The 23,490-nt window shown below is 69.1% G+C and carries 23 protein-coding genes and 1 pseudogene; 12 read left to right on the top strand and 12 right to left on the bottom strand.

Translation table 11 applies throughout. The annotated features are described in order from the left end of the window. Positions 1–38: 38 nt before the first annotated feature. The 7 genes and pseudogenes from O7608_RS16710 to O7608_RS32000 all read left to right on the top strand — a co-directional run. Positions 39–734: pseudogene (locus O7608_RS16710) on the top strand (transposase family protein); the annotation flags it as partial. A gap of 198 nt (positions 735–932) precedes the next feature. Further along, positions 933–1,862, top strand: coding sequence for an HNH endonuclease (locus O7608_RS16705; RefSeq protein WP_289205452.1), 930 nt, complete (start codon positions 933–935; stop codon positions 1,860–1,862). 128 nt (positions 1,863–1,990) lie between these two features. Continuing rightward, the gene (locus tag O7608_RS16700; RefSeq protein WP_289205451.1) at positions 1,991–2,251 is read left to right on the top strand and encodes a hypothetical protein; all 261 of its coding nucleotides are present in this window, start codon (positions 1,991–1,993) and stop codon (positions 2,249–2,251) included. Positions 2,252–2,271: 20 nt separating this feature from the next. Further along, positions 2,272–2,910, top strand: a complete 639-nt coding sequence (locus O7608_RS16695) for a hypothetical protein (RefSeq protein ID WP_289205450.1) — start codon at positions 2,272–2,274, stop codon at positions 2,908–2,910. Then, the gene (locus tag O7608_RS16690; protein WP_289205449.1) at positions 2,907–3,608 is read left to right on the top strand and encodes a hypothetical protein; all 702 of its coding nucleotides are present in this window, start codon (positions 2,907–2,909) and stop codon (positions 3,606–3,608) included. The genes O7608_RS16695 and O7608_RS16690 overlap by 4 nt, the downstream gene beginning before the upstream one ends. 173 nt (positions 3,609–3,781) lie before the next feature. Then, on the top strand, positions 3,782–4,705 hold the full coding sequence (locus tag O7608_RS16685; protein ID WP_289205448.1) for a hypothetical protein: 924 nt from the start codon (positions 3,782–3,784) through the stop codon (positions 4,703–4,705). Between the two features lie 288 nt (positions 4,706–4,993). After that, on the top strand, positions 4,994–5,275 hold the full coding sequence (locus O7608_RS32000; RefSeq protein ID WP_353850443.1) for a hypothetical protein: 282 nt from the start codon (positions 4,994–4,996) through the stop codon (positions 5,273–5,275). 439 nt (positions 5,276–5,714) lie between these two features. Here O7608_RS32000 and tnpC read toward each other — a convergent pair whose 3' ends face one another. The 4 genes from tnpC to O7608_RS16650 all read right to left on the bottom strand — a co-directional run bounded on the left by tnpC (position 5,715) and on the right by O7608_RS16650 (position 8,911). Then, positions 5,715–7,130, bottom strand: coding sequence for an IS66 family transposase (gene tnpC, locus O7608_RS16670; protein ID WP_289205446.1), 1,416 nt, complete (start codon positions 7,128–7,130; stop codon positions 5,715–5,717). A 79-nt stretch (positions 7,131–7,209) separates the two neighbouring features. After that, on the bottom strand, positions 7,210–7,971 hold the full coding sequence (locus O7608_RS16665; protein ID WP_289205445.1) for a transposase family protein: 762 nt from the start codon (positions 7,969–7,971) through the stop codon (positions 7,210–7,212). A gap of 345 nt (positions 7,972–8,316) precedes the next feature. Then, positions 8,317–8,613 (bottom strand): winged helix-turn-helix domain-containing protein, encoded by a 297-nt coding sequence (locus O7608_RS16655; RefSeq protein ID WP_416631669.1) that lies wholly within the window; start codon positions 8,611–8,613, stop codon positions 8,317–8,319. A 64-nt stretch (positions 8,614–8,677) separates the two neighbouring features. After that, positions 8,678–8,911: a winged helix-turn-helix domain-containing protein gene (locus tag O7608_RS16650; RefSeq protein WP_289205443.1), complete on the bottom strand. Its 234-nt coding sequence runs from the start codon at positions 8,909–8,911 to the stop codon at positions 8,678–8,680. 272 nt (positions 8,912–9,183) lie between these two features. Here O7608_RS16650 and O7608_RS16645 point away from each other — a divergent pair, with 272 nt between their 5' ends. From O7608_RS16645 to O7608_RS16635, 3 genes are read left to right on the top strand one after another with little or no spacing between them, the layout of a single operon-like run. Continuing rightward, the gene (locus O7608_RS16645) at positions 9,184–9,525 is read left to right on the top strand and encodes a hypothetical protein (RefSeq protein WP_289205442.1); all 342 of its coding nucleotides are present in this window, start codon (positions 9,184–9,186) and stop codon (positions 9,523–9,525) included. Beyond that, complete coding sequence (locus tag O7608_RS16640; protein ID WP_289205441.1) at positions 9,522–10,310, top strand: hypothetical protein; 789 nt, start codon at positions 9,522–9,524, stop codon at positions 10,308–10,310. Before O7608_RS16645 ends, O7608_RS16640 begins: the two co-directional genes overlap by 4 nt. Next, positions 10,307–10,840, top strand: a complete 534-nt coding sequence (locus O7608_RS16635; RefSeq protein WP_289205440.1) for a hypothetical protein — start codon at positions 10,307–10,309, stop codon at positions 10,838–10,840. Before O7608_RS16640 ends, O7608_RS16635 begins: the two co-directional genes overlap by 4 nt. On the opposite strand, the gene O7608_RS16630 is transcribed toward O7608_RS16635, so the two are convergent. Both O7608_RS16630 and O7608_RS16625 read right to left on the bottom strand, forming a co-directional pair. Next, positions 10,767–11,405: a TetR/AcrR family transcriptional regulator gene (locus O7608_RS16630; protein ID WP_289205439.1), complete on the bottom strand. Its 639-nt coding sequence runs from the start codon at positions 11,403–11,405 to the stop codon at positions 10,767–10,769. The two genes, O7608_RS16635 and O7608_RS16630, sit on opposite strands and share 74 nt — an antisense overlap. Next, the gene (locus tag O7608_RS16625; protein WP_353850573.1) at positions 11,402–11,725 is read right to left on the bottom strand and encodes a DMT family transporter; all 324 of its coding nucleotides are present in this window, start codon (positions 11,723–11,725) and stop codon (positions 11,402–11,404) included. The genes O7608_RS16630 and O7608_RS16625 overlap by 4 nt, the downstream gene beginning before the upstream one ends. Before the next feature lie 195 nt (positions 11,726–11,920). Between O7608_RS16625 and O7608_RS16620 the strand changes: the two genes are divergently transcribed. After that, a complete protein-coding gene (locus tag O7608_RS16620; protein WP_289205437.1) occupies positions 11,921–13,006 on the top strand; it encodes a hypothetical protein in 1,086 nt (361 codons plus the stop codon). A gap of 135 nt (positions 13,007–13,141) precedes the next feature. Next, positions 13,142–14,638: a cellulose binding domain-containing protein gene (locus O7608_RS16615; protein WP_289205436.1), complete on the top strand. Its 1,497-nt coding sequence runs from the start codon at positions 13,142–13,144 to the stop codon at positions 14,636–14,638. Positions 14,639–14,699: 61 nt separating this feature from the next. Here the strand turns inward: O7608_RS16615 and O7608_RS16610 are convergent, their stop codons facing one another. The 6 genes from O7608_RS16610 to O7608_RS16585 form a co-directional block, all read right to left on the bottom strand. Next, on the bottom strand, positions 14,700–17,156 hold the full coding sequence (locus tag O7608_RS16610) for an ATP-binding protein (protein ID WP_289205435.1): 2,457 nt from the start codon (positions 17,154–17,156) through the stop codon (positions 14,700–14,702). A 166-nt stretch (positions 17,157–17,322) separates the two neighbouring features. Continuing rightward, the gene (locus O7608_RS16605) at positions 17,323–18,648 is read right to left on the bottom strand and encodes an ATP-dependent 6-phosphofructokinase (protein WP_281550542.1); all 1,326 of its coding nucleotides are present in this window, start codon (positions 18,646–18,648) and stop codon (positions 17,323–17,325) included. Positions 18,649–18,822: 174 nt separating this feature from the next. After that, positions 18,823–19,479, bottom strand: a complete 657-nt coding sequence (locus O7608_RS16600; protein WP_289205434.1) for a hypothetical protein — start codon at positions 19,477–19,479, stop codon at positions 18,823–18,825. Then, positions 19,479–19,925, bottom strand: coding sequence for a hypothetical protein (locus O7608_RS16595; RefSeq protein ID WP_289205433.1), 447 nt, complete (start codon positions 19,923–19,925; stop codon positions 19,479–19,481). Before O7608_RS16595 ends, O7608_RS16600 begins: the two co-directional genes overlap by 1 nt. Beyond that, positions 19,922–22,336: a glycoside hydrolase domain-containing protein gene (locus tag O7608_RS16590; RefSeq protein ID WP_289205432.1), complete on the bottom strand. Its 2,415-nt coding sequence runs from the start codon at positions 22,334–22,336 to the stop codon at positions 19,922–19,924. Before O7608_RS16590 ends, O7608_RS16595 begins: the two co-directional genes overlap by 4 nt. Positions 22,337–22,519: 183 nt before the next feature. Further along, positions 22,520–23,485 carry a hypothetical protein gene (locus O7608_RS16585; RefSeq protein WP_289205431.1) on the bottom strand — a complete coding sequence of 322 codons (966 nt, stop codon included), beginning with the start codon at positions 23,483–23,485 and terminating at the stop codon, positions 22,520–22,522. Between the last annotated feature and the right edge of the window lie 5 nt (positions 23,486–23,490).

The raw sequence follows: 23,490 nt of genomic DNA, 5'->3' as shown, positions 1-23,490 counted from the left end.
GAGCCCCCTGCTCACAGCCGAACTGCCAGCCGCCGCAGCAGGCGTACGTGCTGCGGGTCGCCTCGACGTGCGTGATCCAGACGCCGTCCGGTGACAGGCTGACCTGCGCGCAAGCCGTTACGGAACTCGCCGGCAGGCGCGGTCGTGGCTGGCAGGTCCGCTCGGCCGGTGCCGGGTCGAAGGGACACCGCTGGTACGCGTGGGCGTGGATCGCCACCGCCTCACCCCGCCACCACCTCCTCGTGCGCCGTCACCTGGCCACCGGCGAACTGGCGTTCCACTACTGCTTCGTGCCCGAGGGGCAACCGGTGGTCGTGTCGCGGCTGGTCCGCGCCGCCGGGCTGCGGTGGCCGGTCGAGGAATGCTTCGAGTTCGGCAAGGACCACTTCGGCCTGGACCAGTGCCAGGCCCGCCTCCACGACGCGATCGCCCGGCACACCGTACTGGTCATGGCCGCTCTCGCCGTCTGCGCGGTCACCGCCGCGCGGTTACGCCACCGCACCGACAGCCAGGCACCCCCACCGGCCACACCCGACCAGCCGCCACCGGCCGAGCCCGGACTGATCCCACTGACCGTGCCCGAGATCGGACGGCTTCTCGCCGACGTCCTCCACCACCCACAACCACCCGACCACGCCCTCAACTGGCTGACCTGGCGACGACGACACCAGGCCCGCGCCCGCTGGTTCCACCAACGCACCCGCCTCAACCGCGAATACGCCCTGGTCAACTAGCAAATGGCGGCTGCCGTACTAGGCCGGCTCCGTAACGCTTGCGCGCAGGTCAGCCGATGACCCGACGACAAGCTCCCTGGTGAACGTCGAGGCGACCCGTCCGGCGAGCAGCGCCAGCCGCACCCCGATCGGTGCACTCTCGACTGTCAGCCGGTCGGCCCATATCGTGCCGCGCCGCCCGCCGAGCAAGATGGCCGGGTGAAGGCGTTCGTGGGGGTCACCGACGGCGAGTGGCGCAGCTTCCTCGCCGCCCGGCCGCAGATCAACGAGGTCAACTTCTGGCGGCCGGGCGGCGGCAGTTTCAAGGTCCTCAATCCCGGCGAGCCGTTCTTCTTCAAGAGCCGCTACCCGCACAACCGGATCGTCGGCGGCGGCTTCTTCAGCGGGTTCGCGAAGCTGCGGCTCTCGGAAGCCTGGGGACTGTTCGGCGAGGCCAACGGCGCGGGCTCCCTCGCCGACATGGCCCGCGACATCGGCAAGTACCGCAAGGATCCGATCGGCCCTGGCGAGGACCCGGTCATCGGCTGCATCTTCATCCGCGACACGGTCTTCTTCCCCGAGGGCCGGCAGCCGGAGCCGCCGCCGGAGTTCTCGCCGAACCTCACCCAGGGCAAGACGTACGACCTGTCGTCGGGCACGCACTTCGAGTACTTCGAGCACCTGACGAAACTGCTGCTCGGCGGGGAGGTCCACGTCGACCCGGAGGGTGCCTGGCACCGGCCGGGGCCGGTGTTCGGCGACCCCCGGCTCCGGCCACAGCGCCTCGGGCAGCAGTCGTTCAAGGCGGTCGTGCTCGACACATACTCCCGGCGCTGCGCGATCACCGACAGCAAGCTGCGGCCGGCGCTGCAGGCCGCGCACATCCGCCCGGTGGCCGCCGGCGGCGAGCACCGCATCGACAACGGCATGCTGCTGCGGGCCGACGTACACATCCTCTTCGACCAGGGCTACCTGGGCGTCGACCCGAAATACCGACTGCTCGTCAGCCGACGCCTGCGCGACGACTTCGGCAACGGCGAACAGTTCTACGCCCGCGCCGGCACCCAGATCGCCGTACCCGAGCAGAAGGCCCGCCGCCCCGACCACGGCCTGCTCGAATGGCACACCGACACAGTCTTCAAGCGCTGACACTGCAGCCCACCCGGCAGTCTGTCCCATGGTCCGTGCACCGGGTGCCTACCGGAGGTCATGGCTCCCGTTGTTCACTCGCTGTACGGTCAGGGTAGCCAAGACGGTCCGATGGGGAGGATGTCGGCGTGAGTTCGGTTGAAGAGGTCAAGGCGGGGGTCGCCCGGTTCGGTGACGAGGTCGGCCAGCAAGTCGGCGCGATCCGGGCCAGCGCGGAAGCCCTCGACCGCAGTACGGCGGCGCTGCGCGGCATCACCAGCGGGTCCAGCCACTCGCAGGTGTCCGAGACGATCGCCAAGGTCGAGCAGGCGAAGCAGAAGCTGGCCGAGGCGGCGGCGCTGACACAGAGCGCGATCGAGTCCAGCCGTGGCTACACCGCGAGCTTCTGACCGGCTGGGAGGATCACCTGATGTCGACTGTGATCGTGCCCGCGGGGCTGAGCATGGGTCCCCGCTACCGGTACGTCCGCCCGCCGGACCCGACGCCGGAGTGCTACGAGGTGCATCTCGGTGACGACCTCGTGGAGCTGACCGAAACCGAGGCCGCCGTCTGGGCCGCCGCCTTCCTCTACCCGGACCAGCACGCGAAGCTCACCGTCAACCGCGATTCCCTGGTACGCATGCTGGAAACCGCCCCGAAGCCAGAGCCGCACGCCGCACGCTACGTCGACGACCTCATCGCCCGTGGCCTGCTCGTCGAGTTCGACCCCGACGGCGACCTGCAACCGGTCTTCAGCCGCCACAAGCTGCTCCCCCTCGCCCAGGGCCTCGGCACCACGCCCGAGGAACCCGACCTGCACCGCATCGGCGTCGGCGACAAGGCGGCGGTCGCGGTGCCCATCCAGGTCTACACCCAATGGTCGTACGCCTTCCTGCACGCCAACTTGTGGGATGCGTGCGCCTTCTACGCCGACCAGTCGGAGGAGGAAGCCGCCGGCGAGAAGCTGATGGACCTGACGGCGGCGGGGGTAGCCCGCGACGTGGCGATCAACCTCCCGATGATGGTCGTCACCGGATGCGCCTTCTTTGACCCGGTCGTCCAGACATGAGGTACGGCCGGAAGCAGCGCAAGGGCCAGCAGCAGGCCGAGACCTTCGGCCAGCAGTTCCGCCGGGAGTTGTCGAAGGAGTCACTTGGCAAGCTGGCCGAGCTTGGCGGTGCAGCCGTTGGCATGCTGCTGGGGTTGGCCTCGACGAAGGCCGGTCTCCCCGTGCCGCCGTCGACAGCAGCGACCGGTGGCGCGATCGCGGGCGCGATGCTCGGGATCCTGGGCAAGTCCGCCGCTGGTACGGCCGTCGACCGCATGATGAGCCGGAAGGCCGACGAGGGCAAGCAAGAGACATCGGGCGGCAAGCCACCAACGCCGATCCTGGGTACGGGTAAGCCGAAGCAGGTCCTTCGAGCCGTCGATCCGGCGAGACAGGAGCCGCGACGCGCACCACCACACCGGCCGCGTCGGCTGACCCAGCCTCGCGCCGGGTCGGAGCCCGGGTCGGCCGGCGGGTACATCGGGAGGCTCCGACAGATCCTCGACGAGATCGAGACCCAGCAGGCCAAGCTGGCAAACGTTGCGAACGCGATGCGGGCCAGCCAGCTCGGCCTAGCGCAACTGCTTGCCGGCGGACGGCAGGACCGCACGCAGGAGATCTACACGTGGGCCGAGCTGTCCCGCGCCAACATCGAAGACGCCGCCGTCCTCACTCACCAGGCCAAGGAGAGTCTGAAGGGATATCTGTCCAACCTGTAACTTGCTGGACCGAGCAGTGCTCCGAGCGCGGCAAATCTATGGCAACTCATGGCAATATCAGCAGAGAGGAGCCCCAGGTGGAGGCAGCCGATCTCAGGCGTGTGTAAACTCGCGATGTGGCTTCAAATGATCCCCCAGAGTGGTCAGCACTGGTTGCAGCCAACCTAGTGAGAATGGACGAGATCCCAGAATGGGAAGGGCTGGGCATATCGCCAGCCGAATTCAGGAGAATGAACCGCACAGTCGGCACCGCCATGCCAACCCCCGCCCGCTGCAAAGAATGGATCGAAGCGGGAATACCAGCAGAACACATTCGGGTATACGAGTACGCCCAAGCGTCGCCAGCAACCATCGCTCCACACGGTTCGCAGTTGGCCAATCAAAATCCATGGGAAATCGTTAGGGCGATGGGCCTTTTGGCCGACTCCGAGGCGCAAGTGCCAATCGAAATCATTGCCGAGTATGTAGAGGGGGGCGATCCGCCGCACACTGCGGTCTTCCTAGAAGGCGATCAATACCCCATGACCGAGCCAGCGCTGTATCGAGCAGTCGATCCGCCCCACGCCCGCTTCCAACGAGTAGCCGCTCCACCCATCTCGTGGTCGGTCGCGGCGACGGTTATCCGATCTGGCCGATCCACTGACTCACTCTTCACACTGCCATCCCTCCTCGCCGCTCCCAATGCGCCAGTGATGGGTGCATGTCACAATCGACAACGTATCAATCGACTTCTCGCAAGGACGCCTCCCGGCCATGACGAAGCAGGAATTCCCTGGCACGTCGGCGCCCTCTACCCAGCACCCTACGATCCAGTCTACGACTATGACGAATTGATTGGCATTGCAACACAAGAGGGACACGTCGCGTGTCTAATGCCGGGATATTTCTACCTCAGATCGCTCATTGAGGCACTAGCCGACAATGGCATTTACTTCGTCGTGCCGATTGTCGGTGAATCCGACCTTCGCTCTGACCCCGATTCAGAACCCGATCTTGGCGTCCGGTTTCATCGGTACCGCGAGCTCAAACCGCTGCTCGAAAACTCGACACCACCCGGAATCAATTGGAGGTGGCCCGCGTGGCGCGGCCGTCGATGATGGTTGCCGCCGCATCGATACTCAACCCCGTTTGAGTATCGTCCGAGCTATGCACGGACAGCAGATGCGGATGCGCTGACCAACCTGCTACACATCTCAGTTGAAACGTCCGTTAGCGCGCGCTTTCCAGAGCTCCTGGCGTGCTTCCTTGGTATCCAAGGACTCTAGTCCGCGAACCGCCCAGGAGCGCAGCGAAGGATCATCCCCATACATCTGATCCACCAGGATCGGCAACGCCTTCGCCGATCGCGCCTGCCCTATAAGCTCCAAGAGCCAACATCGCAAACCATGATCATCCCGCTCGGCCACAAACTCAGCGATCAACTCGTCGACATGCTCAGCAGCGTGCTGCAGGAGAAGGTGGAAGCCCTCTTCCCGAGCCTGCGGATCGCGACGACGCATCAACCGCATCGCCTGGCGAAATCGAGCCGTCACGCACTGAAGACTATCGCCTACCGGCTTTCGGAGCGGGCGGCTCACTCGTGGCAGACCTCCACGCAGGAAGCGTTCGTTCCGGTCGGTGACGAAGACACAACGCCGGGCACGCCGACGACCAGGCCCCCGGCCTGAGCGCGATCATGGCGTTGCGGACGACGTTCGCCGATACGTTGTGCTCAGGGCAGAGCTGCGACGTCGACGGCAGCTCGGCGCTCGGCGGCAGGTCGCCGGGCGCAATCAGCCTGCGGGTGTGGGCGACAAGCTCGACCCACCTGGCGCTCGGCGGCACCGTCGATACCCCCTAATCAGCACTGTCGCCAACTCGGCTCAGGTACCGGACGCACAACCTGGTGTCGGGCCGCGTCGAGGACTTGGCCGACCCAGGGTGCGCGCTCCTTCCTCGGCAGGAGCAGGAGCGACAGGCTTATAGCAGGCCAAAGATCAGGCGTTGTCCGATCGATCGGCGACGAACACGCCGAGGCCCTGCCTGCCGACGAGTTCGCCGGACTCGATCATCGAGTCGACGGCACGGCGTACGGTTGCCGAGGTCGTCGAGTGGTAACTAATCAGGTCAGTTGGTGGCGGGGATCCATGGTCGGCCGGAGGTCAGTTGCGTGAGTGCGTCAAGTAGATTGACGCCGTGTTTGCCCGCGGTGGCGAGGTAGGACCGCAGATGGCAGAAGTGTTCCGCGCCGGTGAAGGTGCGCATGGCGCCGGATATCTTCTGTCGGACCTTGACCATGCGGACCTCACGCTCGGCCGCGTTGTTGTCGAACGGACATCGCAGGTCGTACGCGAACCGCAGGTAGTCATCGATACGCTCGTGCATCCGCCGGGCCAGGGCGTGGAGTTTGCGCCCGACCGGGGCCCGCGCACCGGCGTGCTGCTTGACCCCGACCAGCGCGGCGTGGCGGAACGAGGCGACCCCGACGGCGAGGACGTCCACCGGCACCCGGTCCCGGCCGGCGGCGCGAGCGGCCTCGGCTGCGGTCTTGAGGTCCAGCAACGCCCGGATCGCCTGCCCCGCCCAGGTCGCGTCCGGATCGAGCTCACCAGCGGCCACCAACTCACGCAGCAGATGCGCGCAGCACAACGCATGCGTCACGCCCGGGTAGCAGTCATACGGCGCCCACGCGTCATGCACGGCGACCCCGGCGAACGACGGCAGCACCCCACCGCCGTCCATCGCCTCCCGGCCACGACGGCGGTGCACGTACAGCAGGCTCAACCTGTCGGTCGACACCGAATGGACCCAGTGCAGACGACCGGCGACCCGGAACCCGGTCTCGTCGAAGTGCGCCAACCGCGCCCGGGCCAACGCCCGGCGCACCACGGCCAGGAAGTCACCCTCCAGACGACGCGCGGCCCGGGCGGTCAACGCCGCGACACTGCCCTGCGAGACCGGCACCCCGAACAGATCACCCACCGCCCGCGCGACACGTTTCTGCGCCCCGAACTGCGCGACCAGCAGATACACCACGACCGCCGCCAGCCGGGGACCGTACTGCACCGGCGCGTCCACCCCGACGGGCGCGTCCGCACAGGTCACCGCCGCACACCTACACCGCCGCGCCACGAGACGATGCTCGACCACCCGGGCAGCGACCAGCGGAATCTCGAACACCTGACGCCGGGTCACCCCGACAACCGCCGCACCAGCCAGGCCGTCACCACACCCGCCACACACCACCGGCTCATGGACAACCGTCTCGTCCGGCACGTCGACCTGCCGCAACGTCTGCCCCCGGTGACCGTCCTGACCACCCACGCGGCGTCCCGACCGGCCCCGCAACGACCTCGGCGCGGGCTTGTCCAACCCCTGCGCCGACGGCGGGAGATTCGAGTTCCTCGGCGTCTGACCCAACCGACGCCGCAACTCGGCGTTCTCCGCCTCCAAAACCGCGATCCGCGCATCCCGCTGCGCGACGGCCTCCTCCAACGCCACGAGCCGCTCCAGCAGCTCCACGATGGATGGCACGTCAGGCACCCGGACATCCTGCCCAACAACCCCACCAAGATCAAACCAGCCCGAACCGGCCGACCTGATTAGTTACGTCGAGTGAGGTCTATTCACAGGCGATCCTGTAGAAGTGCAGCCCGATGGCACAGGAGATCGTTTCTGTGAAGGTCGCGAGCGGTCTGCGGTAGTCGGTGTGCAGGATTCTCCAGGTCTTCAGATTCGCGATGACCTGTTCGACGACCCAGCGGATCTTGTTGACCTGCCTGTTGTATTCCTTCTGCCACTCTGTGAGCTCGCCGCCCTTGGGCTTCTTGTACGGGGTGATCATGCCGTTGCCGACGTATCCCTTGTCGCCGATCCAGCCTGCAGGATTCAGGCTGACGAGAACACCGGTGTCGTTGATCGCGTACGAGTCGTGGTGGTTGCCGGTGACGGGATCGGAGACCCAGACGAGCGCGCCGTCGAGGGTGCAGGCGACCTGGACGCTCATGCCCGTGGTCTTGTGCTTGCCGGAGTACAGACAGCGGTCCGTGCGCCATGACCAGCAGGGGAACAGGGTGCCGTCGACGATGTACTGGACGGTCGGGTCGAGCTCGTCGGCGGTCGGCACGAACCCCGCCAGCACGCGGTCGAGGACCGGGGTGATGGCGGTGACCGCCCGTGAGATCGTCGACTGGGAGACGCCGTGCGCCTCGGCGATCTCCGCTTGGACGCGGTTGCGCCGCATGTAGGTCAACGTGACCACGAGGGCGCGGTAGAGGCCGAGGATCGGTGGCCACGGTTCCATGCCCAGGTTCCGGCATTCGGCGCGGACCAGCACGCAGAGGTCGCGGATCTGATCGGTCGTGAAGCCGGTGGTATGATACATGTTCGGCGGTCCGCTTTTCTTTGGTTGTTGTGTGGTAACTCCATCCTATGGGAGGGCGGGCCGTCTCATTTATCAGGGGGTCCACTGTGGGCTATCGAGGCCCTGCTGAATAAGCCTCAGTGTTGCTCCATCAGCTTCCGAGTGGTCGGAATCCGGTCGCCCGGCTTCAACAGCCCTGCTTTGACCTGCGCACGGAGGTCATCACGGATCGATTTCCAAAGGGGCACAGCGTAAGGCATGATCCGAGGTCACCACTCCAAGCACCCGAGTAGTTGGGCAACGAACCCAGCGTAGCCAAGACCACGGCCAGTCGAGCCGTTCGCAGGTACAAACGCAGGCTTCCAGCTACGACCCACCGGTGGCCTCGTTGGCATCGACGACGAAGACACCGACACCGGGTACACCGACGACCAGGCCTTCGGCCTTGAGCGCGATCATGGCGTTGCGGACGACGATCGCCGACACGTTGTGTTCGGCGCAGAGCTGCGACGTCGACGGCAGCTTCGCGCCCGGCGACAACTCGCCGGTCTCGATCTGCTTGCGGATGTGGACGAGGAGGCCTACCCACTTGGCGCTCGGCGGCATCGCCGGCCCTCCCCTGATCAGCGCTGTCGCCAACTGGGCCGGTAGCGGCCGACCCATCAGGCCACCGTCAATACCCCGCCCGCCGCAAGAGTCCGAAGCCCACCTTATCGATCGGCAGGGGTCAGACCTGCGTCTCGTTCGGGTCGGCGACGAAGACGCCGACACCTGGCACGCCTTCGACGACGCGCTCGACCTTCAGCGTGTTGATCGCTTGTCGGACGACGATGGCCGAGACGCCGTGCTCACGGCCAAGCTCGCTGGTCGATGGCAGCTTGTCGCCTGGAGCAAGCTCTCCGGTGGCGATCTTGGCGCGGATGCCGTCGGCAATCTGCGCCCACTTCGGTTTGGCGGGCATTGTCTACTCCCAGATCTGCACCTCACATTCGACCATGAATCAGTGGGTATGGCAAGTGATGACCTGCGAACTTGCTCGTACATCACTTGTTATATACGATGACCGAGCAACCCGCTCCCAGGTCTGCAAACCCGGAGCCAGTTGCGCCGCAAGAAGCCCGGTCGGCCGGCGCCGCCTGTCGGTCGGCCGGGTGCGTCAACCTGCCCGCCACCTGCGACAACAGTCGCATCAGCGGCGGGTGCCATCTCCACGCGTACGGGAGGCAACGTCCGGTGACACCCGACCCCCGCCCCACCCCGACCGTCCCACCACCACCCACCCGGCTGCGCCCGGCCGGCGACCAGCGCTCCGCGACCTACTACACCCGGTACGCCCGCAGCCGCGTCGTCGAGGCGCAACGCACCATCGACAGTCACACCACCTCGGCGTACACCGGCTGTTGTCTCGGCTGTGGACGGCCCGGACCGTGCGCGGACCTGACCGAAGCCGAAACGACGATGCACCGCTACCACCGACTGCCGTTCCGCCGGCCCGGCGCGACCCTGCTCGACCCCGGCCGGGTCGCCGACACCCCCGACCGGCCCCGCTTCTCCTGGCTGAGCAGGTCGGCATGAGCACCCGGGAGTACGCCGCCGACGCCGCAGCCCTGCAGGTCGCCGCCGACACGATCGGCGCGCTCCGGGCGGTCTGCCTGGCCCTGGAGACCGCCGTCACCCACGTCACCGAGCAGCTTGGCGACGCCCACACGCTCGCCCCGGACGCCCGGCTCGCCGTCGACCGCTACGAGGAAGCCCTGCACCAGGCGTGGGAGGCGTACGGCGAAGTCTTCGACGCCGTCACCGTCGCCCGGCCGCAGCTGCCCGGCAGCCGCCCGGTCGGCGTCGCCACCATCATGCGCGGCCTGCGGACCGCCCGCGAGCACGCCACCCACGCCGCCGGCACCACCGGCGACGCCCGACCCCGGGTGGTGGCCGCCGCCGACCGCCTCGCCCGCAGCGACGACCCGTACGCCCAGGCCGCCGCCGCCCGGCTGCGCACCGCCCTGGCCCGCCTCGACCAGCTCGGCGGCAGCCTCGGCGTCGGCACCGGCGCCCTCGACCGCTACTTCAACGCCCTCGCCAACGGCGACGACCCGCCGCACCAGCGGCTGCGCCGGCTGGCCGCCCGACGCCCGCTCACCGGCACCCCACCCGCCACCGCCACCGCCGACGGCGATCCACCCGACGACGGCGCCGACTCCGCCGGGCGGCAGCCACCGACCGAGGTACGCGGAGTCGCCGCCCGTACCGCCGCGTCGCTGGTCGCCACCGGCCGCCACCACGTCAGGTTCCGCACCTTCTGGCAGCTCGTCCGCCACCACATCTGGGAAGACGCCTTTCGCACCTGGAGGAGCCGGTGACCAGCGCACCCACCGCCGCCCTGACCTACCTGGTCGCCGGGCAGACCGGCGCACACGAACGCCAACTCGCCCGCTTCGACGACGACCAGTGGCAGGAATACCTCGACCTGCTCAGCGGACTGTTCGTCCTCACCGTGGACCGACGCTTCCGGCCCGACGAACCGGCCCCGGTGATCCGCTTCGTCGCCAGCGTCCGGGAGCGCTTCGACCCGGCCGGCACCGCCATCGACCCGACCGTGGCGGAAACCCTGATGTACGCCGCCCTCGGCCAGCACGACACCCTGCCCGCCACCGCCGAGACCATCACCGCGCAGACGCTGCTGGTCGTCGCCCTGGTCACCGACGAAGGGCTCAGCCCTGCCGGGCTGGCCGACCTGATCGACGACACCACCACGATGATCGCCGCCGAGCCGGACGACCAGCCGGCCGCTGTCACTCCGGACGGGCCGGCCGCCGTCACCCCCGACGGGCAGCCGGCCGACCAGCAGCAGCCCGACGACCACGAGCAGCAGCCGGCTGATCCATCCTGACCAGGGCGGCGATCGACGACTCGACGGCGGCGGTGTCCAGCGGCTCACCGATGGCGAAGTGTTGTAGCAGGACACCGTCGACGAAGACGGCGACCGCGTACGCCGCGCGGTCGCCGGTCAGCGGTGTCAGGATCTCGCAGAGACGGTCCCGCCAGGCGCGGGCCAGTGGCCGCAGCTCGGGGCTGCGGGCTGCGGCCAGGTACAGCTCCAGCTCGGTCAGTGCCCGGCCCCGGTCGGCCAGGTACTCCCCGATCAGCCCGGTGAGCCGGGCCGGCAGCTCGGTGCCGTCGCCGAGCTGATCGGCCCAGCGGCTCAACTCGGCCTCGACGTCCGTCTGCGCCTGCCGCAGCCCGGCCACGATCAGATCGGCCAGGGTCGGAAAGTAGTAGGTGGTCGCCCCGAGCGGGACACCGGCGCGGGCGGCGACCGCCCGGTGCGTGGTCCGCCCGATGCCGACCTCGGCGACCACCTCCAGGGTTGCGGCGGCCAGCGCCCGGCGGCGACCCTCCGGATCCCGGGGCCGCGCCGGACGGCGGCTGGCCGCGCCACCCGGGTCGGCGGTCAATGGGCACCGCCCAGGTTGAGCACCACCACACCGGCGATGACCAGCCCGATCCCGGTCACCTTCGCCAGGGTCAACGGCTCACCCAGGAACGTCGCGCCGATCGCGGCGATGGCCGCCGTGCCGAGCCCGGCCCACAGCGCGTACGCAACACCGACCGGGATCGTCTTCACCGCCTGGGCGAGGCAGGCGAACGCGGCGACGTACGCCGCGACCAGGGTGAGCGTCGGCCACAGCCGGGTGAACCCGTGGGTCGACTTGAGCAGACTCGTCCCGATCACCTCAGCGGTGATCGCGGCAGCGAGGAACACGTACGCCATGATCGTCTCCTGTTCTTGTACACACGTACATGTACAAGCGTACAAGAAAGGGGGTGGGCCGGCAGCGGACATCCCCGGCCGACCGCCGGGTGAGTAGCCGCCGCACGGATTTGAGCGGCGCGCTACTCACGCCAACCTCCGGGATCCGGTGCTGGACTGTGCCTGGTTTCGCCACCTTCAGCCCCACGAGGATGATCGATGTTCACCACTGCGTTAGCCCGAATCCGGAGCCTGCTGGCCGCCGGGATCGTCACCGGAGTGATCGCGACGGCGGGTGCGGTGACCCTCGCGGCACCGCCGGCCACCGCCGGCGGCCCCACCCTGGTCCCGCTCGTCACCTTCTTCAGCCCCGCCCGGGGCGACTACTTCACCACCAGCCAGTCGGCGTGGACCTGCAAGTACTTCCGCCTCGCCGGCTGCGCGCCCGACCCGCTCTACCACAGCGTCGGCATCCAAGGGCACGTCTTCAACCCCGACAACCCCCGGCCGGCCGGCACCACCCCGCTCTACCACTGGTGGAGCCCCGACCGCGCGGACAACTTCCTCACCACCGACCCCAACTGGGCCGGCAACGTCGGCGACCGCAAGACATCCGGCCACGAGTACACGCTGTTCCGGATCGAGGGGTACGTGCCGATCGCGCTACCAGTCGGCGGCGGGATGGCCTTCTACAGCTACTGGAACCCCGCGACCGAGGACAACGCCGCCCTGGCGACCTGGAACCGCGTCACGGGTTACAGCTCGCCCGCAGCCGGTTGGGGCCTGTACCGCCGCGAAACCGGCTACCTGCTGCCCCCGGAGTCGTCGACCCTGCGGAGATGCCAGCCGCCCATGACCACGCCGAACCACACGTCCGACCCCTGGTCCGCCGCCGGCAACCTGGTGAACCCCTGGTTGGCGGAGCATGGCCTGGAGGACGGCGACGCCCTGCGCGTCGACGCGACCGGGGAGATCAGGACCGACTTCTGGGGCAACGTCAAGCCGGTGCACGGGTACTCCTGGCAGCACGCCGTACCCGGCTACCCGGCGCCCGGTGAGCCTCCCTACTCGCTCATCGGCTCGGTGACGGCCGGCGCGACCTTCGTCAGCGGACGCGGATGGTACGAGGCCGGCAGCTGGTTCCCGATCGTCGGCACCCGGGACACCGGCACCCCGTCGACCTCGCCGTGCCTGCTCTACGAAACAGCCGGGCAGGTAGGCGGCAGGTTCCAGGTCACGATCAACGACAACAACCTCAGTGACAACGGCGGAGCCGCGACCGTGACCGTACGCCAGTGGTGGTGAGCCGACCTCGGCCCGGCCATGTGCCGGTACGTAACTACCGGCAGGACGCCCGGCAGGATGACTCCTGCCGGGCGTCCTGCCTGTCTCCCCACATCAGACGTCGCTTGACTGATCGTCATGGCATCAGTTCGAACAGTGACCACCCTTGCGGTGGTCGTCGCAGCGATGGTCGGCACGACCGCGCTCACCGGTCCCACCTCCGCCAGCGCCGAGGCCCACCAGCCGGAGCCGGCCGGGACCACCGAGTCCATCCTCGACCTCATCCCGGCACCGACCCTGGACCGGATGGTCGCCCAGGCTCCGCTGGTCGACGCGGCCAACGTGATCCGCACCGCGGTCGACCGTGCGCCGGGCCGTGGCTACGCCGGCATCGGCCTGGTCGACGACCAGGTCACCCTGTGGTGGAAGGGAGAGCCGCCCGCCGACATCGCCGCGGCCGTCGCCGCCGCCCGCCGCACCGCGCCGGTCGAGGTGGCCGACGCCACCTACTCCCGCGCCGAACTGCGTACGGCAGCCGCCCGGATCGCCCCGGTAGTGGAGGCCGACCCGACCGACGCCAGCCACTCGGTCCGGCTGCGTACCGATGGCACCGGCATCGAGATCGGCGTCGACTACAGCTCGAGCACCGAGCTGCCGACCCTGCCGGAGACCGGTGTCCGTACCACCTTCGTCGAACGCGACCAGATGGTCGAACGGTCGCGGACCGACGACGACGCACCGTTCGACGGCGGGGCCGGCATCGGGCCCGCCGGGCCCTGGTGCACCGCCGGCTTCGGCGTACGTGACGCGGACACCACCGCCGGCTACATCCTGACCGCCGAGCACTGCGGGTCGATCGGCTCGGTCTGGCACACCGGCTGGGACACCACCACCGGCACCGGCACGCTGATCGGCTACGCGGTCGACAGCAACGACGACCACGACACGATGATCATCTCGACGTCGGCACCCGGCGACCACATCTACGTCGGCGGTCAGCACGACGAGGTCCGCGCCGAAGTGGTCGGCTGGACCGAGGTCTTCCCCGGTCAGCTGCTGTGCCAGTCCGGGTACACCTCGGCGGGAGTGCTCGGCGGACCCATCTGCAACCTGCGGGTCGACTACCACTACACCGACATCGAGGACCTCGTCGAAGCCACCCAGCTCGACGGCCACGACTCCGCCCGGGGCGGCGACAGCGGCGGCCCGGTCTACTTCGTCAACCCCGACGGCACCGTGCTCGCCGCCGGCACCACCACCCGGTCGGCCGGACCGGGCTTCGGGTTCCAGGACTTCGCCACCGCCCGCGACGACTACGGCAACCTGGTGCCGGCGACGGCGATCGCCAGCAGCTGCCGGGTCTCCTTCGTCGTCACCGACTCGTGGGGCACCGGCTACACCGCCAGCGTCACCGTCTACAACGACGGCCCGGCCGTCAACGGCTGGTCGGTGGGCTGGACATTCCCCGGCGGGCAGCTCCTGCAGGGTCACTGGAACGGCGTCTTCCAGCAGACCGGATCGGCGGTGACCGTCACCAACGAGAGCCACAACGCCGCCATCCCGACCGGCGGTGCCGTCAACTTCGGCTACACCGCTGACGGCTCCCCCGCCACCCCGACACCCTTCACTCTCAACGGCACTACCTGCAACTGACCCTGCCCACTGGCGCCGGGCCCTGCCGCATCACCGGCGGGGCCCGGTGCGCGTCCGCAGATCAGGGCTCGGCCAGTTCGAGTCGCAGCGTGGCGCGCAGGGCCCGCACCTGCGGGGCGTCCAGTTCGCCACAGCGGTCGAGCGCCCGCTGGCGCAGCAGGCGGGCGGCGGCCCGGTCCGAGGCCGCGCCGGCCAGCGCCGCGAGCGCGTCCAGCGTCTGTGCCTCCCACCACGGGCAGGACAGTGCCGCGTAGAGGGCCAGCGCTGCGCGCAGCGCCTCGGCCGCCGCGTCTGCCTCACCCAACGCCGCGAGCACGAGCCCGTACCGGTGGACGGCGCTGGCCTCGCTGAACGTCGCGCCGCACCGGTTGAACACCCGCCGGGCGCGGGCGTACTCGTCGGCGGCCTCCCGCAGCCGGCCCATCCCGGCCAGATCCGCCCCGAGACTCATCATCGCGCCGGCCCGGGCCACCGCCGCGCCGGTCCGGCTGAGCCCGGTGCCCCGGCCGTGGAACGCCAGCACCTCGCGGTGCAACTCGGCCGCTTCGGCGAACCGGCCGAGCGCGGCCAGCGACCCCGCCTGCGCACTCGCCGCGCTCTGCTCGCCGAGGGCGTACCCGATCTCGCGAAACAGCCCGACCGCCCGGCGGCTGTGGTCGACTGCCGACTCGGCGCGGCCGGTGCGGACCAGGACCGCGGCGGTGTAGGTCAGTGCCCACGCCTGCTCCCGGCGGTCCCCGATCCGCCGGGCCAGGTCCAGCGCCCGGTCCAGGGTGGCCAGCCCGTCGAGGTTGCGGTCCTGGCAGAAGTACTGGGCCCAACCCAGGAAGTTCAGCAGTACGGCCTCGTCGCGAGGGCTGCCGACGGCTCGGGCCGCGGCGACCGCCAGCGCGAAGATCTCTTCCCAGGGGTGCCGGTGACTGTTGGCGTCGGAGTACCAGTGCAACGCCCTGGCGACCGCGACCACGTCGGCGTGTCGGCCACACCGGGCGGCGTAGCGCAGCGCCGCCAGCCAGTTGCCGGACTCCCGGTTCAGCCAGTACGCCGCCGCCCGATCGTCGTCGAACGGGGAATCGGCCCGACCGGCATCGAACGGGGAATCGGGCCGCCCCGCGTCGAACGGGGAGTCGGCCCGACCGGCGTCCGGTTCGAACATCACCCCGGCCTGCCGGGTACGCAGCAGCAGCCAGCCGATCATCCGTTCGTGCGCCGCCGTCCGGCGGGTCTGCGGTTCCTCGGCGTCGAGGCGTTCCTTGGCGTAGAGCCGGACCAGGTCGTGGAACTGGTACCGGTCGCCGAGGGTCAGGAGGAGACCCGCCTCGACCAGCTCCTCCAGGGCCGTCGACGCGGTCTCCTCGTCGATGCCGGCCACGACGGCGACCAGCGCGGGTGCGAAATCGGTGCCGGGGATCAGTGAGGCCCGCCGAAACACTCGCGCGATCACCGGGTCCAGTTGCCGGTACGAGACCTCGAACGCCGACCGCACGCCCAGGTCCCCGGCGGTCAGGACGGTCAGCCTTCGACGTTCGTCGCGGAGCAGGTCCACCAGCCACGCTACTGACCATTGTGGTCGGCTGGCGAGCCGGTTGCCGGCGATCCGCACGGCCAGCGGCAGCTGTCCGCAGAGGGTGACGAGTTGGTCGGCGGCGGCCGGCTCGGCGGCGATCCGGTCGGCGCCGACGATCGCCGCGAGCAGCGCTCGACCGGCCGCCGGGTCAAGCAGGTCGAGCGGCTGGCGGACCGCGCCGGCCAGGCCGGCCAGCGGACGCCGACAGGTCACCAGCACGAGGCATCCCCGCCCGGCCGGCAACAGTGCACGTACCTGTGCCTCGTCTGCGGCGTTGTCCAGGATCACCAGCAGCGGCCGGTCCCGGGTCAGGGTGCGGAACAGGCCGCCCCGCTCGGCCGGCGACACCGGCACCCTGCTGTCCGGCACCCCGAGCGACCGCAGCAGCCCGGCCAGCGCCTCGGCCGGGTCGAGGGGTCCGTCCGGCGAGGCGCTCTGCAGGTCGACGAAGAGCTGGCCGCCGGCGAAGGCACCGCTGAGCCGATGTCCGGCCACCACGGCGAGACTGGTCTTACCGATCCCCGGCGGCCCGTGCAACACCACCACCGAGGCGGTGTCCGAACGCCCGGCGGCAACCTCGGTGGCCAGCGCCGCGAGCCGTTGCAGGATCTCCGTCCGGCCGGTCAGGTCCGGGACCGCGGAGGGCAGTTCCCCGGGTACGACCACCGCCTGGCCCTCGTGCGGCACCGTGCCGCCCTCGCGCGGCTGCCGCTCGGCCCGGGCCAGGGCGACGAAGCGGTCGCGGTCCGCCCCGGCCAGCCGCAGGGCATCGGCGAGCAACACCACCGTCCGTCGTTGCGGGCTGCGCACCCGGCCGCGCTCCATTTCCCGGATGCTGCGGACGCTGGAACCCGCCGCCTCGGCAAGTTCCTCCTGGGTCAGCTTCCGCTCCAAGCGGAGGGTTCTGAGCAGGTCTCCGAACTGGTCATGCTGCACCTGACCGGTAGGCATGTTTCCCCAACCACTCAACGCCCTGGCGCACCTGACGTGCGTCGTTGCCCGCATGTACGTAACCAGAATCGACGACAATGCGCACATAGTGTGATCACAGCGATGACAGATCAGTGACGAATCACCGGGGCCCGGCGTGCGCCGGCACGGGCTTCCCGCCGCTCGATCAGGCAATCAGCGGCGGCTGACCGGTGGCCTCCAGGACCGACAGCCACAGGTCGCCGTGCGGGTCGACCTGGTTGCGGGTGCTCACCGTCAACGGCATCGGCACGTGCACGAACCTGCCCCGCCACCGACCCACCACCAGGTCGGTCCGACCGGCCATCGCCGCGTGCACCGCCGCATGCGCCAACCGAATACAGTAGACACTGTCGTACGGGTTCGCCGGCACGCCACGGATCGTGTAACTCGGGTCGATGTACTTCACACTCGCCTCGCGCCCGGCCCCGGCGAAGTCCTCGACGATCCGCTGCCGCAGGTACCGGCCGAAATCGTGCAGCCGCAGATTGCCGGAGGCGTCGTGGCCGACAGGTTCGCCGGCCAGATGCTCCTGGCCGGCGCCCTCGGCGGCGACGACCGTCGCGTGCCCCCGGTCGGCGACCCGCCGACGCAGGTGCGTCAGGAAACCACCCGGGCCGTCCAGGGCGAACGGCACCTCAGGCACCAGGACGAAATCGGCGTCGTGGGTGGCCAGGGCCGCGTAGCAGGCGATGAAACCCGAGTGCCGGCCCATCAGCTGTACGAGCCCGATCCCGCCGGGGAACGCGGTGGCCTCCACATGGGCGGCCCGGATCACCTCGGTGGCGCGTGCGACGGCCGTCTGAAAACCAAAGCTCTGATCGATGTACGGGATGTCGTTGTCGATCGTCTTCGGCACCCCGACGACGGCGACCGGCCGGCCCCGCCGGGCGAGCACCTCGGTGATCCGTGACGCGCCGCGCATCGAACCGTCGCCACCGATCACGAACAGGATGTCGATGCCGAGCTCGTCGAGGGTGTCGGCGATCTCCTCCGGATCCTGGTTGCCCCGCGACGTACCGAGGATCGTGCCGCCGTACTCGTCGATCCGGTCGACGACCGCCGGGGTCAGCGGGACGGGGTCGTGGCCGTACCGGGCGACCAGCCCTTGATAGCCGTTGCGGAAACCGACGATCTGGCGCACCCCGTAGCCGGTGGTCAGCTCCAGCACCAGAGCCCGGATGACGTTGTTCAGGCCGGGGCAGAGCCCACCGCAGGTGACGATCCCGACCCGGGTGCGGGCCGGCTCGAAGAAGATTTTCTGTCGCGGTCCGCCCGGTTCGAGACTGGGCAGCTCGTCGATGGGCAGACCCCGGCCGGTGAGCATCCCGACGGTGTCGTCGAGCAGCACCCGGTCGGACTCGTCGACATAATGCCAGCTGGTGTTGCGCCCGAGCAGCAGTCGGGCCAGCGGCGAGTCGAACAGGCACCCGCCCAGCGTCCGGATCTCCAGTCGCACCGGCTCGTCGGCCATCCACCCATGGTCCCGGCCATAGTTTTCAACGGCGTTACCGACCAGCACCCTCGGCCGGTCGGACCACGGCGATCCGCTCAGCTGACGGGCGGGGCCACCGGGTAGCCCGAGGCCGGCAGACACTCACCCTGGCTCCATCGGAAGGCAGACTCGGGCTCGGGCATGGTCCCGGTCCTATGAACCGGCGAAGGACCTGGCCCTGGCTCGCCGGGCCGGGTCGAAGGCATCGATCGCCCCGGGACCCTGACCGCCCGGACTCGCCGCCCAACCGTTGATCCTCCTGGCGGCCCAGGTCACCCGTTGGTCCTGCGGACGGTAGGCGATCTCGAAGTGCGACTCCTTGGGTAGATCGAAGTCACCACCCCAGGCCACCACGCCAGCCAACTCGGCGAGGATGTCCCGGACCACGACGATTTCCCGGGGGTACAGACCGCCCCGGACTCCCACCGGGTACGCCAGCGGTCGGATCGCCAACGCCGATCCGGACAGGTAGTTCGACTCGTAGGCCGCCCTCAGGCTGGTCCGCGTGCTGTGCCCGTGGACGTCGCCGGCCCGGAGCTGGTCGATCTCATAGTGGAAGCGACGGGCGACGTACGTCAGGATCACCGCCGCGGGTCCGTCGGCGAGCGCGACCGCATGGCCGCTGCCCTCGATGTCGTGCCAGCCGGCTGACCTGAGCACGGGCCAGCCGTTCACCGAGCGGTCGCGCTCCCAGGTCCCGGGTGTCGTCGGCGCGGCCTGGGCGGCACCGGCGGTACCGGCGGCGGCCACGGCTGCTCCGGTCACCGCCGCAGCGCCGAGTAGCTGACGGCGCGACAAGGAGTTACCCATCAGTGCCTCCGTTCCTTTTCCGATATCCGCTTCAGCCGGGGTGCGATCACCCAACAAAGGCCGACCATACTGATCACAAAGAGCACGGAGAGCACCACGATCGTCGGATTCACCCAGACCGGGACCAGATCGTAGTCTGCGTTGCATTTGTTGCTGAGCGGAAAGACGCGGAACCGGTCGTCCCGATGCGCTTCCCAGTAGGCGGCGTCGAACGGCTGGTGGTGGACGAACCTGCAGGTGTCTTCGCCGTTGAGCCCGCCCGAGACGAAACCACGAAGCCACACGAGCACCGTCAGGAAGAAGGATGCCCAGGCAGCGTGGCCGAACCAGGCCGGCCGCTTCCAGGTGCCCGCGCGCAGCCCTCGGATCAGCCGCCAGACACTGAACGCGGGGATCGCGAGGAGCGGAAGGCACGGAAGCAGTGCCGCAGCTGATTCGAACGTCATCGGCGCTCTTCCAGCTGCTGCGACGCCCGCGTCAGGTACTTCTGGTGATTTGCCCGGTAGTTGGACTCCATCCGCGACTCCGTGCCGATCCTGGTCAACATCGTGTCGGCGAAGCCCTGCACGAAGCCGTCGAGCTTGTCGCCACCGCCGGGCAGATTGATCAGTACGGTCGGCAGCATGGCACCCGCCGTCGCGATGAGCTGCGTACGCGCGATGCCGAGCGTGGTGTCGGTCGCGGTCAACGCGTTGTGTGCGGCGAACCGGCAGTTCTCCACCGTGGTCCAGCGCTGCGCGAAGAAGTTGTTGAACCGGCGCAGACCACCACCGCCGTTGTAGTGGTCCCGGACGGCCTGGACGATGGTCCGGCCGGACCTGACCGCGCGAGCGATGAGGTAACCATCTGCGTCCTCGATCAGATCGTTGAACCCGAAGGACGACTCGACGCCAGGGATGGCCAGTCGGGCCTCGCAGAATGCCCGGCCCGACGCGTACTGCTCCTCGGAGTTGCGCCAGTCCGCGTAGAACGTCATGAGGTCCCCGCCCCACCCGGCGACGTCGCCGCCGTTTGCGGCCTTCTGGTTACTCTCCTGCGGCGTCACCAGGTGCCCGTTCGCGGTCGCCATCATGTGCTCGGCGCCCAGATCGTAGCCGGTGAACGGGTCGGTGAACCACTTCATGACGGACATTCCCCGCGCGTTGGCGTAGCTGACGAATCCCTCGTCGTAGCCACCGATGAGGTACCACCAGCCCAACTGGTTGAGCGGGTCCCGGCTGCCGTACTCGGCGTGGCGGACGTACTCCATCACCAACTGGGAGGGTGACCTGTCGCCGCCATAGGAGACGGCGAGAGCGTACAGCTGCTCGATGTAGTCGATGAACGTGTCGGCAGGCCCGGCGGAGTCGTTGACCGAGCTGGTTCCAGGGTCGGATCCGTGTCGCCACACGTTGCGGTCCAGGTCGAAGGAGTCGCTGCCGTTGACGACGACGAACTCCTTGATCTGGTTGAACGACCAGTTCGGTGGCAGCGTGAACCCGAGGTTGCCGGAGAATCCCCACGACATGCCGGAGACGAACGAGTACCGGGCGAAAGTGCGGTTGGTGACGTTCCAGCAGACGTTCCGGGATCCGTACACGCCGTGAATGTAGCGCTTACCACGGCTGGCCAGGCCGGCGACCACTCCGTGGAAGTACGGGACGATCGCCGAGTCGATCTCAGCCTGTGTGGCGTCGTAGTCCACGGCGAAGTAGATGACGGTACCCTTGTTGAAACCGTAGCCGACGGCCAGACTGTGGGCGTTGAGGGCGTGCTGGTAGCCGATGCCGTAGCTGAAGTCGGACAACCGCCGCCCATCGTCCTGGTAGATGGGAAAGACCCGCAGCCCGGCGGCGAACATCGTCTGCAGTTCGCCGGGCTTGATCTCCTTGTCCAGGGTCGACCCGGGCGGGTCGTACAGGTATCGACCGACGATTCGGTAGCCGTTGTTCCACAACCAGCTGGCGCGGGACGCGGTGATCTCGTAACGGGTGTCGGAGCCGGTCGCTGGCCGGTCCGGATCCCCCATCGACACCAGCAGCTGGCACCAGGTCTGGTAGTCACCGGCACCGTTCTCGGTCAGCTGAGAAAAGCGTTGGAAGGCCCGGACGAAGTCGGCGAGGGCCGCGTCGTAGGTCGTGCGCCGGTTCGTCCGGTAGTCGCCAATCGGCTCGTTGAACACACAGGCAGCGGAGAACAGCTCGACGAAGATGCCGGAGTCGCCCTGCCGGACCTGGTTCGCGCGTAGGCCGGCCTGGGTGCCGGGCCCGAAGTTGCCGTTCGCGTCCAAGCCGAGCTCGTACTGGATGGCGATCAGCAGAGCCCGTTGCACGTCGCGGGAGTAGATGCCGTCACAGGGGCCGATGAGGTAGGCGGGCCGCTGCCAGTAGCGTCCGTTCAACCAGCGCTGGATGTCCCGGATCTTGTCGGTGCCGCCCGCCACCACGACGTAGGCGTCCATGTTGAGGATGCACTTGGCGATGGTCGCGTCGACCGTACCGTCGCCGTCGGGAATCCCCATGTTGGACCGCAGACTCTTGACCGCGGCGACGGTGACGCCGGTGTACCAGCCGTAGCTTGCCGGTTCGACCCCCCAGTAACCTTTGCAGAACAGGCCGTGCTGCAGGATGGCGACGATGTTGCGGTTGCGGTCCCAGCCCGCGCCGATCGGACCGAGCGCCTGGAACCTGGACGTCGTGGTAGGACCGAAGCTGGCCACCACCGGGCTGATCCCGAGCTCGTGCTGTAGACCCATGACCAGCGAATACATCGTCGACCAGCCGGTCCGGCCGTCTTCGGGACAGCGTACGTAGCCGGGCACCCCGCCGTACGTCGCGTTGACCCACTGCTGCGCTTCCAGGACCTTCGGATCGGCCACGTTGTCTCCCCTGTTCGACGTCGGGACGAACACCCTGCCGGTCGTTGGGCACGGCCGCCTTGGGCACGGCAGTCTTCCATAGCCTCAAAACAGACTCGTATCGATGCTTGCTGATAATAGACTATACGCACACCTTTGCCCCGAGTGGGAAGACACTGTGGCCGGACAACGGCAGTGCCGTACTCAGAACTCGTCGAGTTGGAGGAAGACCAGCAGCAGGAGGATCGAGGCGGCAGCGCCGGCGAAGCTGATCAAAAACCCCAGCTTCGGGAACCGGGGGCCGCCGTCGGTCTCCAGCCGGGACCGCCCCCACTTGCTGATCACGAAGTACGCGGAGAAGAACCCCATCGCCGGGAACCCGGTGCAGGACCAGATGAACTTGGTGCTGACGTCGACGCGGGCCGCGAACGGGTTCAGGAAGATGGCGAACTGCAGCGCGGCGACGACGGCGGCGAACCCCAGGTAGACGGTGACCGCCCGGGCCAGCGGTGAAAAGCCGGGCAGCAGCGGCGGGCGGGCCGCCGCCTGCTCCGCCTCGGTCGCTGCAGCATCGGCCTCGTCGAGCTGGCGGCGGGCCGCCTCCAGCTCCTGCTCCGCGTCCGGCGGGAAACCGCCGACGGCCGCCGGGTCACCGGAGACCGGCACGGCCGAGACCGGGCCGGCCGCGCCCGCTCCGACGCCGTACGGCTGCACCTGCCCGGCCTGCGCGGACGGCCCGAAAGCCCCGGCGGACATCGGCACCGGCTGTTCGCTGGTGGCCAGCTCGGGCCGGCGCGGCGGTGGCAGCCCGGCCGGCCCCGGCATCGCCTGACCCGGCATCGCCCGGCCCGGCGGTGGCGGTGGCGGTGGCGGCCACGGGACACCGGCCGGCGAGGCACCGTACCCGCCGGATCGTTGCTGGCCCGCCGCGTTGCCGGCAGCCGGGTTCGCCGTGATCGGCGGCGGCGCGGGCGGTGCCGGCTCGCCGGCGGCCTGGGCGATCGCCGCCAGCCGCTGCCACTGGGCGTACAGCCGCTGACCGAGCTGGTCGGCGTAGCCGGTGAGCCGCTGTCGACGGGTCTGATGCTGCGCCGAGCCGGCCTGACCGGTGCGGTGCAGCTCGTGCAGGTGCCGGGCCAGGGCGGCGTACTCGTCGAAGTCGCTGCTCACCGCGC

The sequence above is a fragment of the Solwaraspora sp. WMMA2056 genome (assembly GCF_030345095.1).
Classification (GTDB): domain Bacteria; phylum Actinomycetota; class Actinomycetes; order Mycobacteriales; family Micromonosporaceae; genus Micromonospora_E.
This window is presented reverse-complemented; position numbering and strand designations above follow the sequence as displayed.

Bases quoted from the DNA above. Each gene is read 5' to 3' on its own strand.
- O7608_RS16695 (WP_289205450.1), top strand. From the start codon at position 2,272: ATGTCGACTGTGATCGTGCCCGCGGGGCTGAGCATGGGTCCCCGCTAC.
- O7608_RS16690 (WP_289205449.1), top strand. From the start codon at position 2,907: ATGAGGTACGGCCGGAAGCAGCGCAAGGGCCAGCAGCAGGCCGAGACC.
- O7608_RS16685 (WP_289205448.1), top strand. From the start codon at position 3,782: ATGGACGAGATCCCAGAATGGGAAGGGCTGGGCATATCGCCAGCCGAA.
- O7608_RS32000 (WP_353850443.1), top strand. From the start codon at position 4,994: ATGATCATCCCGCTCGGCCACAAACTCAGCGATCAACTCGTCGACATG.
- O7608_RS16665 (WP_289205445.1), bottom strand. From the start codon at position 7,971: ATGTATCATACCACCGGCTTCACGACCGATCAGATCCGCGACCTCTGC.
- O7608_RS16655 (WP_416631669.1), bottom strand. From the start codon at position 8,613: ATGGGTCGGCCGCTACCGGCCCAGTTGGCGACAGCGCTGATCAGGGGA.
- O7608_RS16650 (WP_289205443.1), bottom strand. From the start codon at position 8,911: ATGCCCGCCAAACCGAAGTGGGCGCAGATTGCCGACGGCATCCGCGCC.
- O7608_RS16640 (WP_289205441.1), top strand. From the start codon at position 9,522: ATGAGCACCCGGGAGTACGCCGCCGACGCCGCAGCCCTGCAGGTCGCC.
- O7608_RS16620 (WP_289205437.1), top strand. From the start codon at position 11,921: ATGTTCACCACTGCGTTAGCCCGAATCCGGAGCCTGCTGGCCGCCGGG.
- O7608_RS16610 (WP_289205435.1), bottom strand. From the start codon at position 17,156: ATGCCTACCGGTCAGGTGCAGCATGACCAGTTCGGAGACCTGCTCAGA.
- O7608_RS16605 (WP_281550542.1), bottom strand. From the start codon at position 18,648: ATGGCCGACGAGCCGGTGCGACTGGAGATCCGGACGCTGGGCGGGTGC.
- O7608_RS16600 (WP_289205434.1), bottom strand. From the start codon at position 19,479: ATGGGTAACTCCTTGTCGCGCCGTCAGCTACTCGGCGCTGCGGCGGTG.
- O7608_RS16595 (WP_289205433.1), bottom strand. From the start codon at position 19,925: ATGACGTTCGAATCAGCTGCGGCACTGCTTCCGTGCCTTCCGCTCCTC.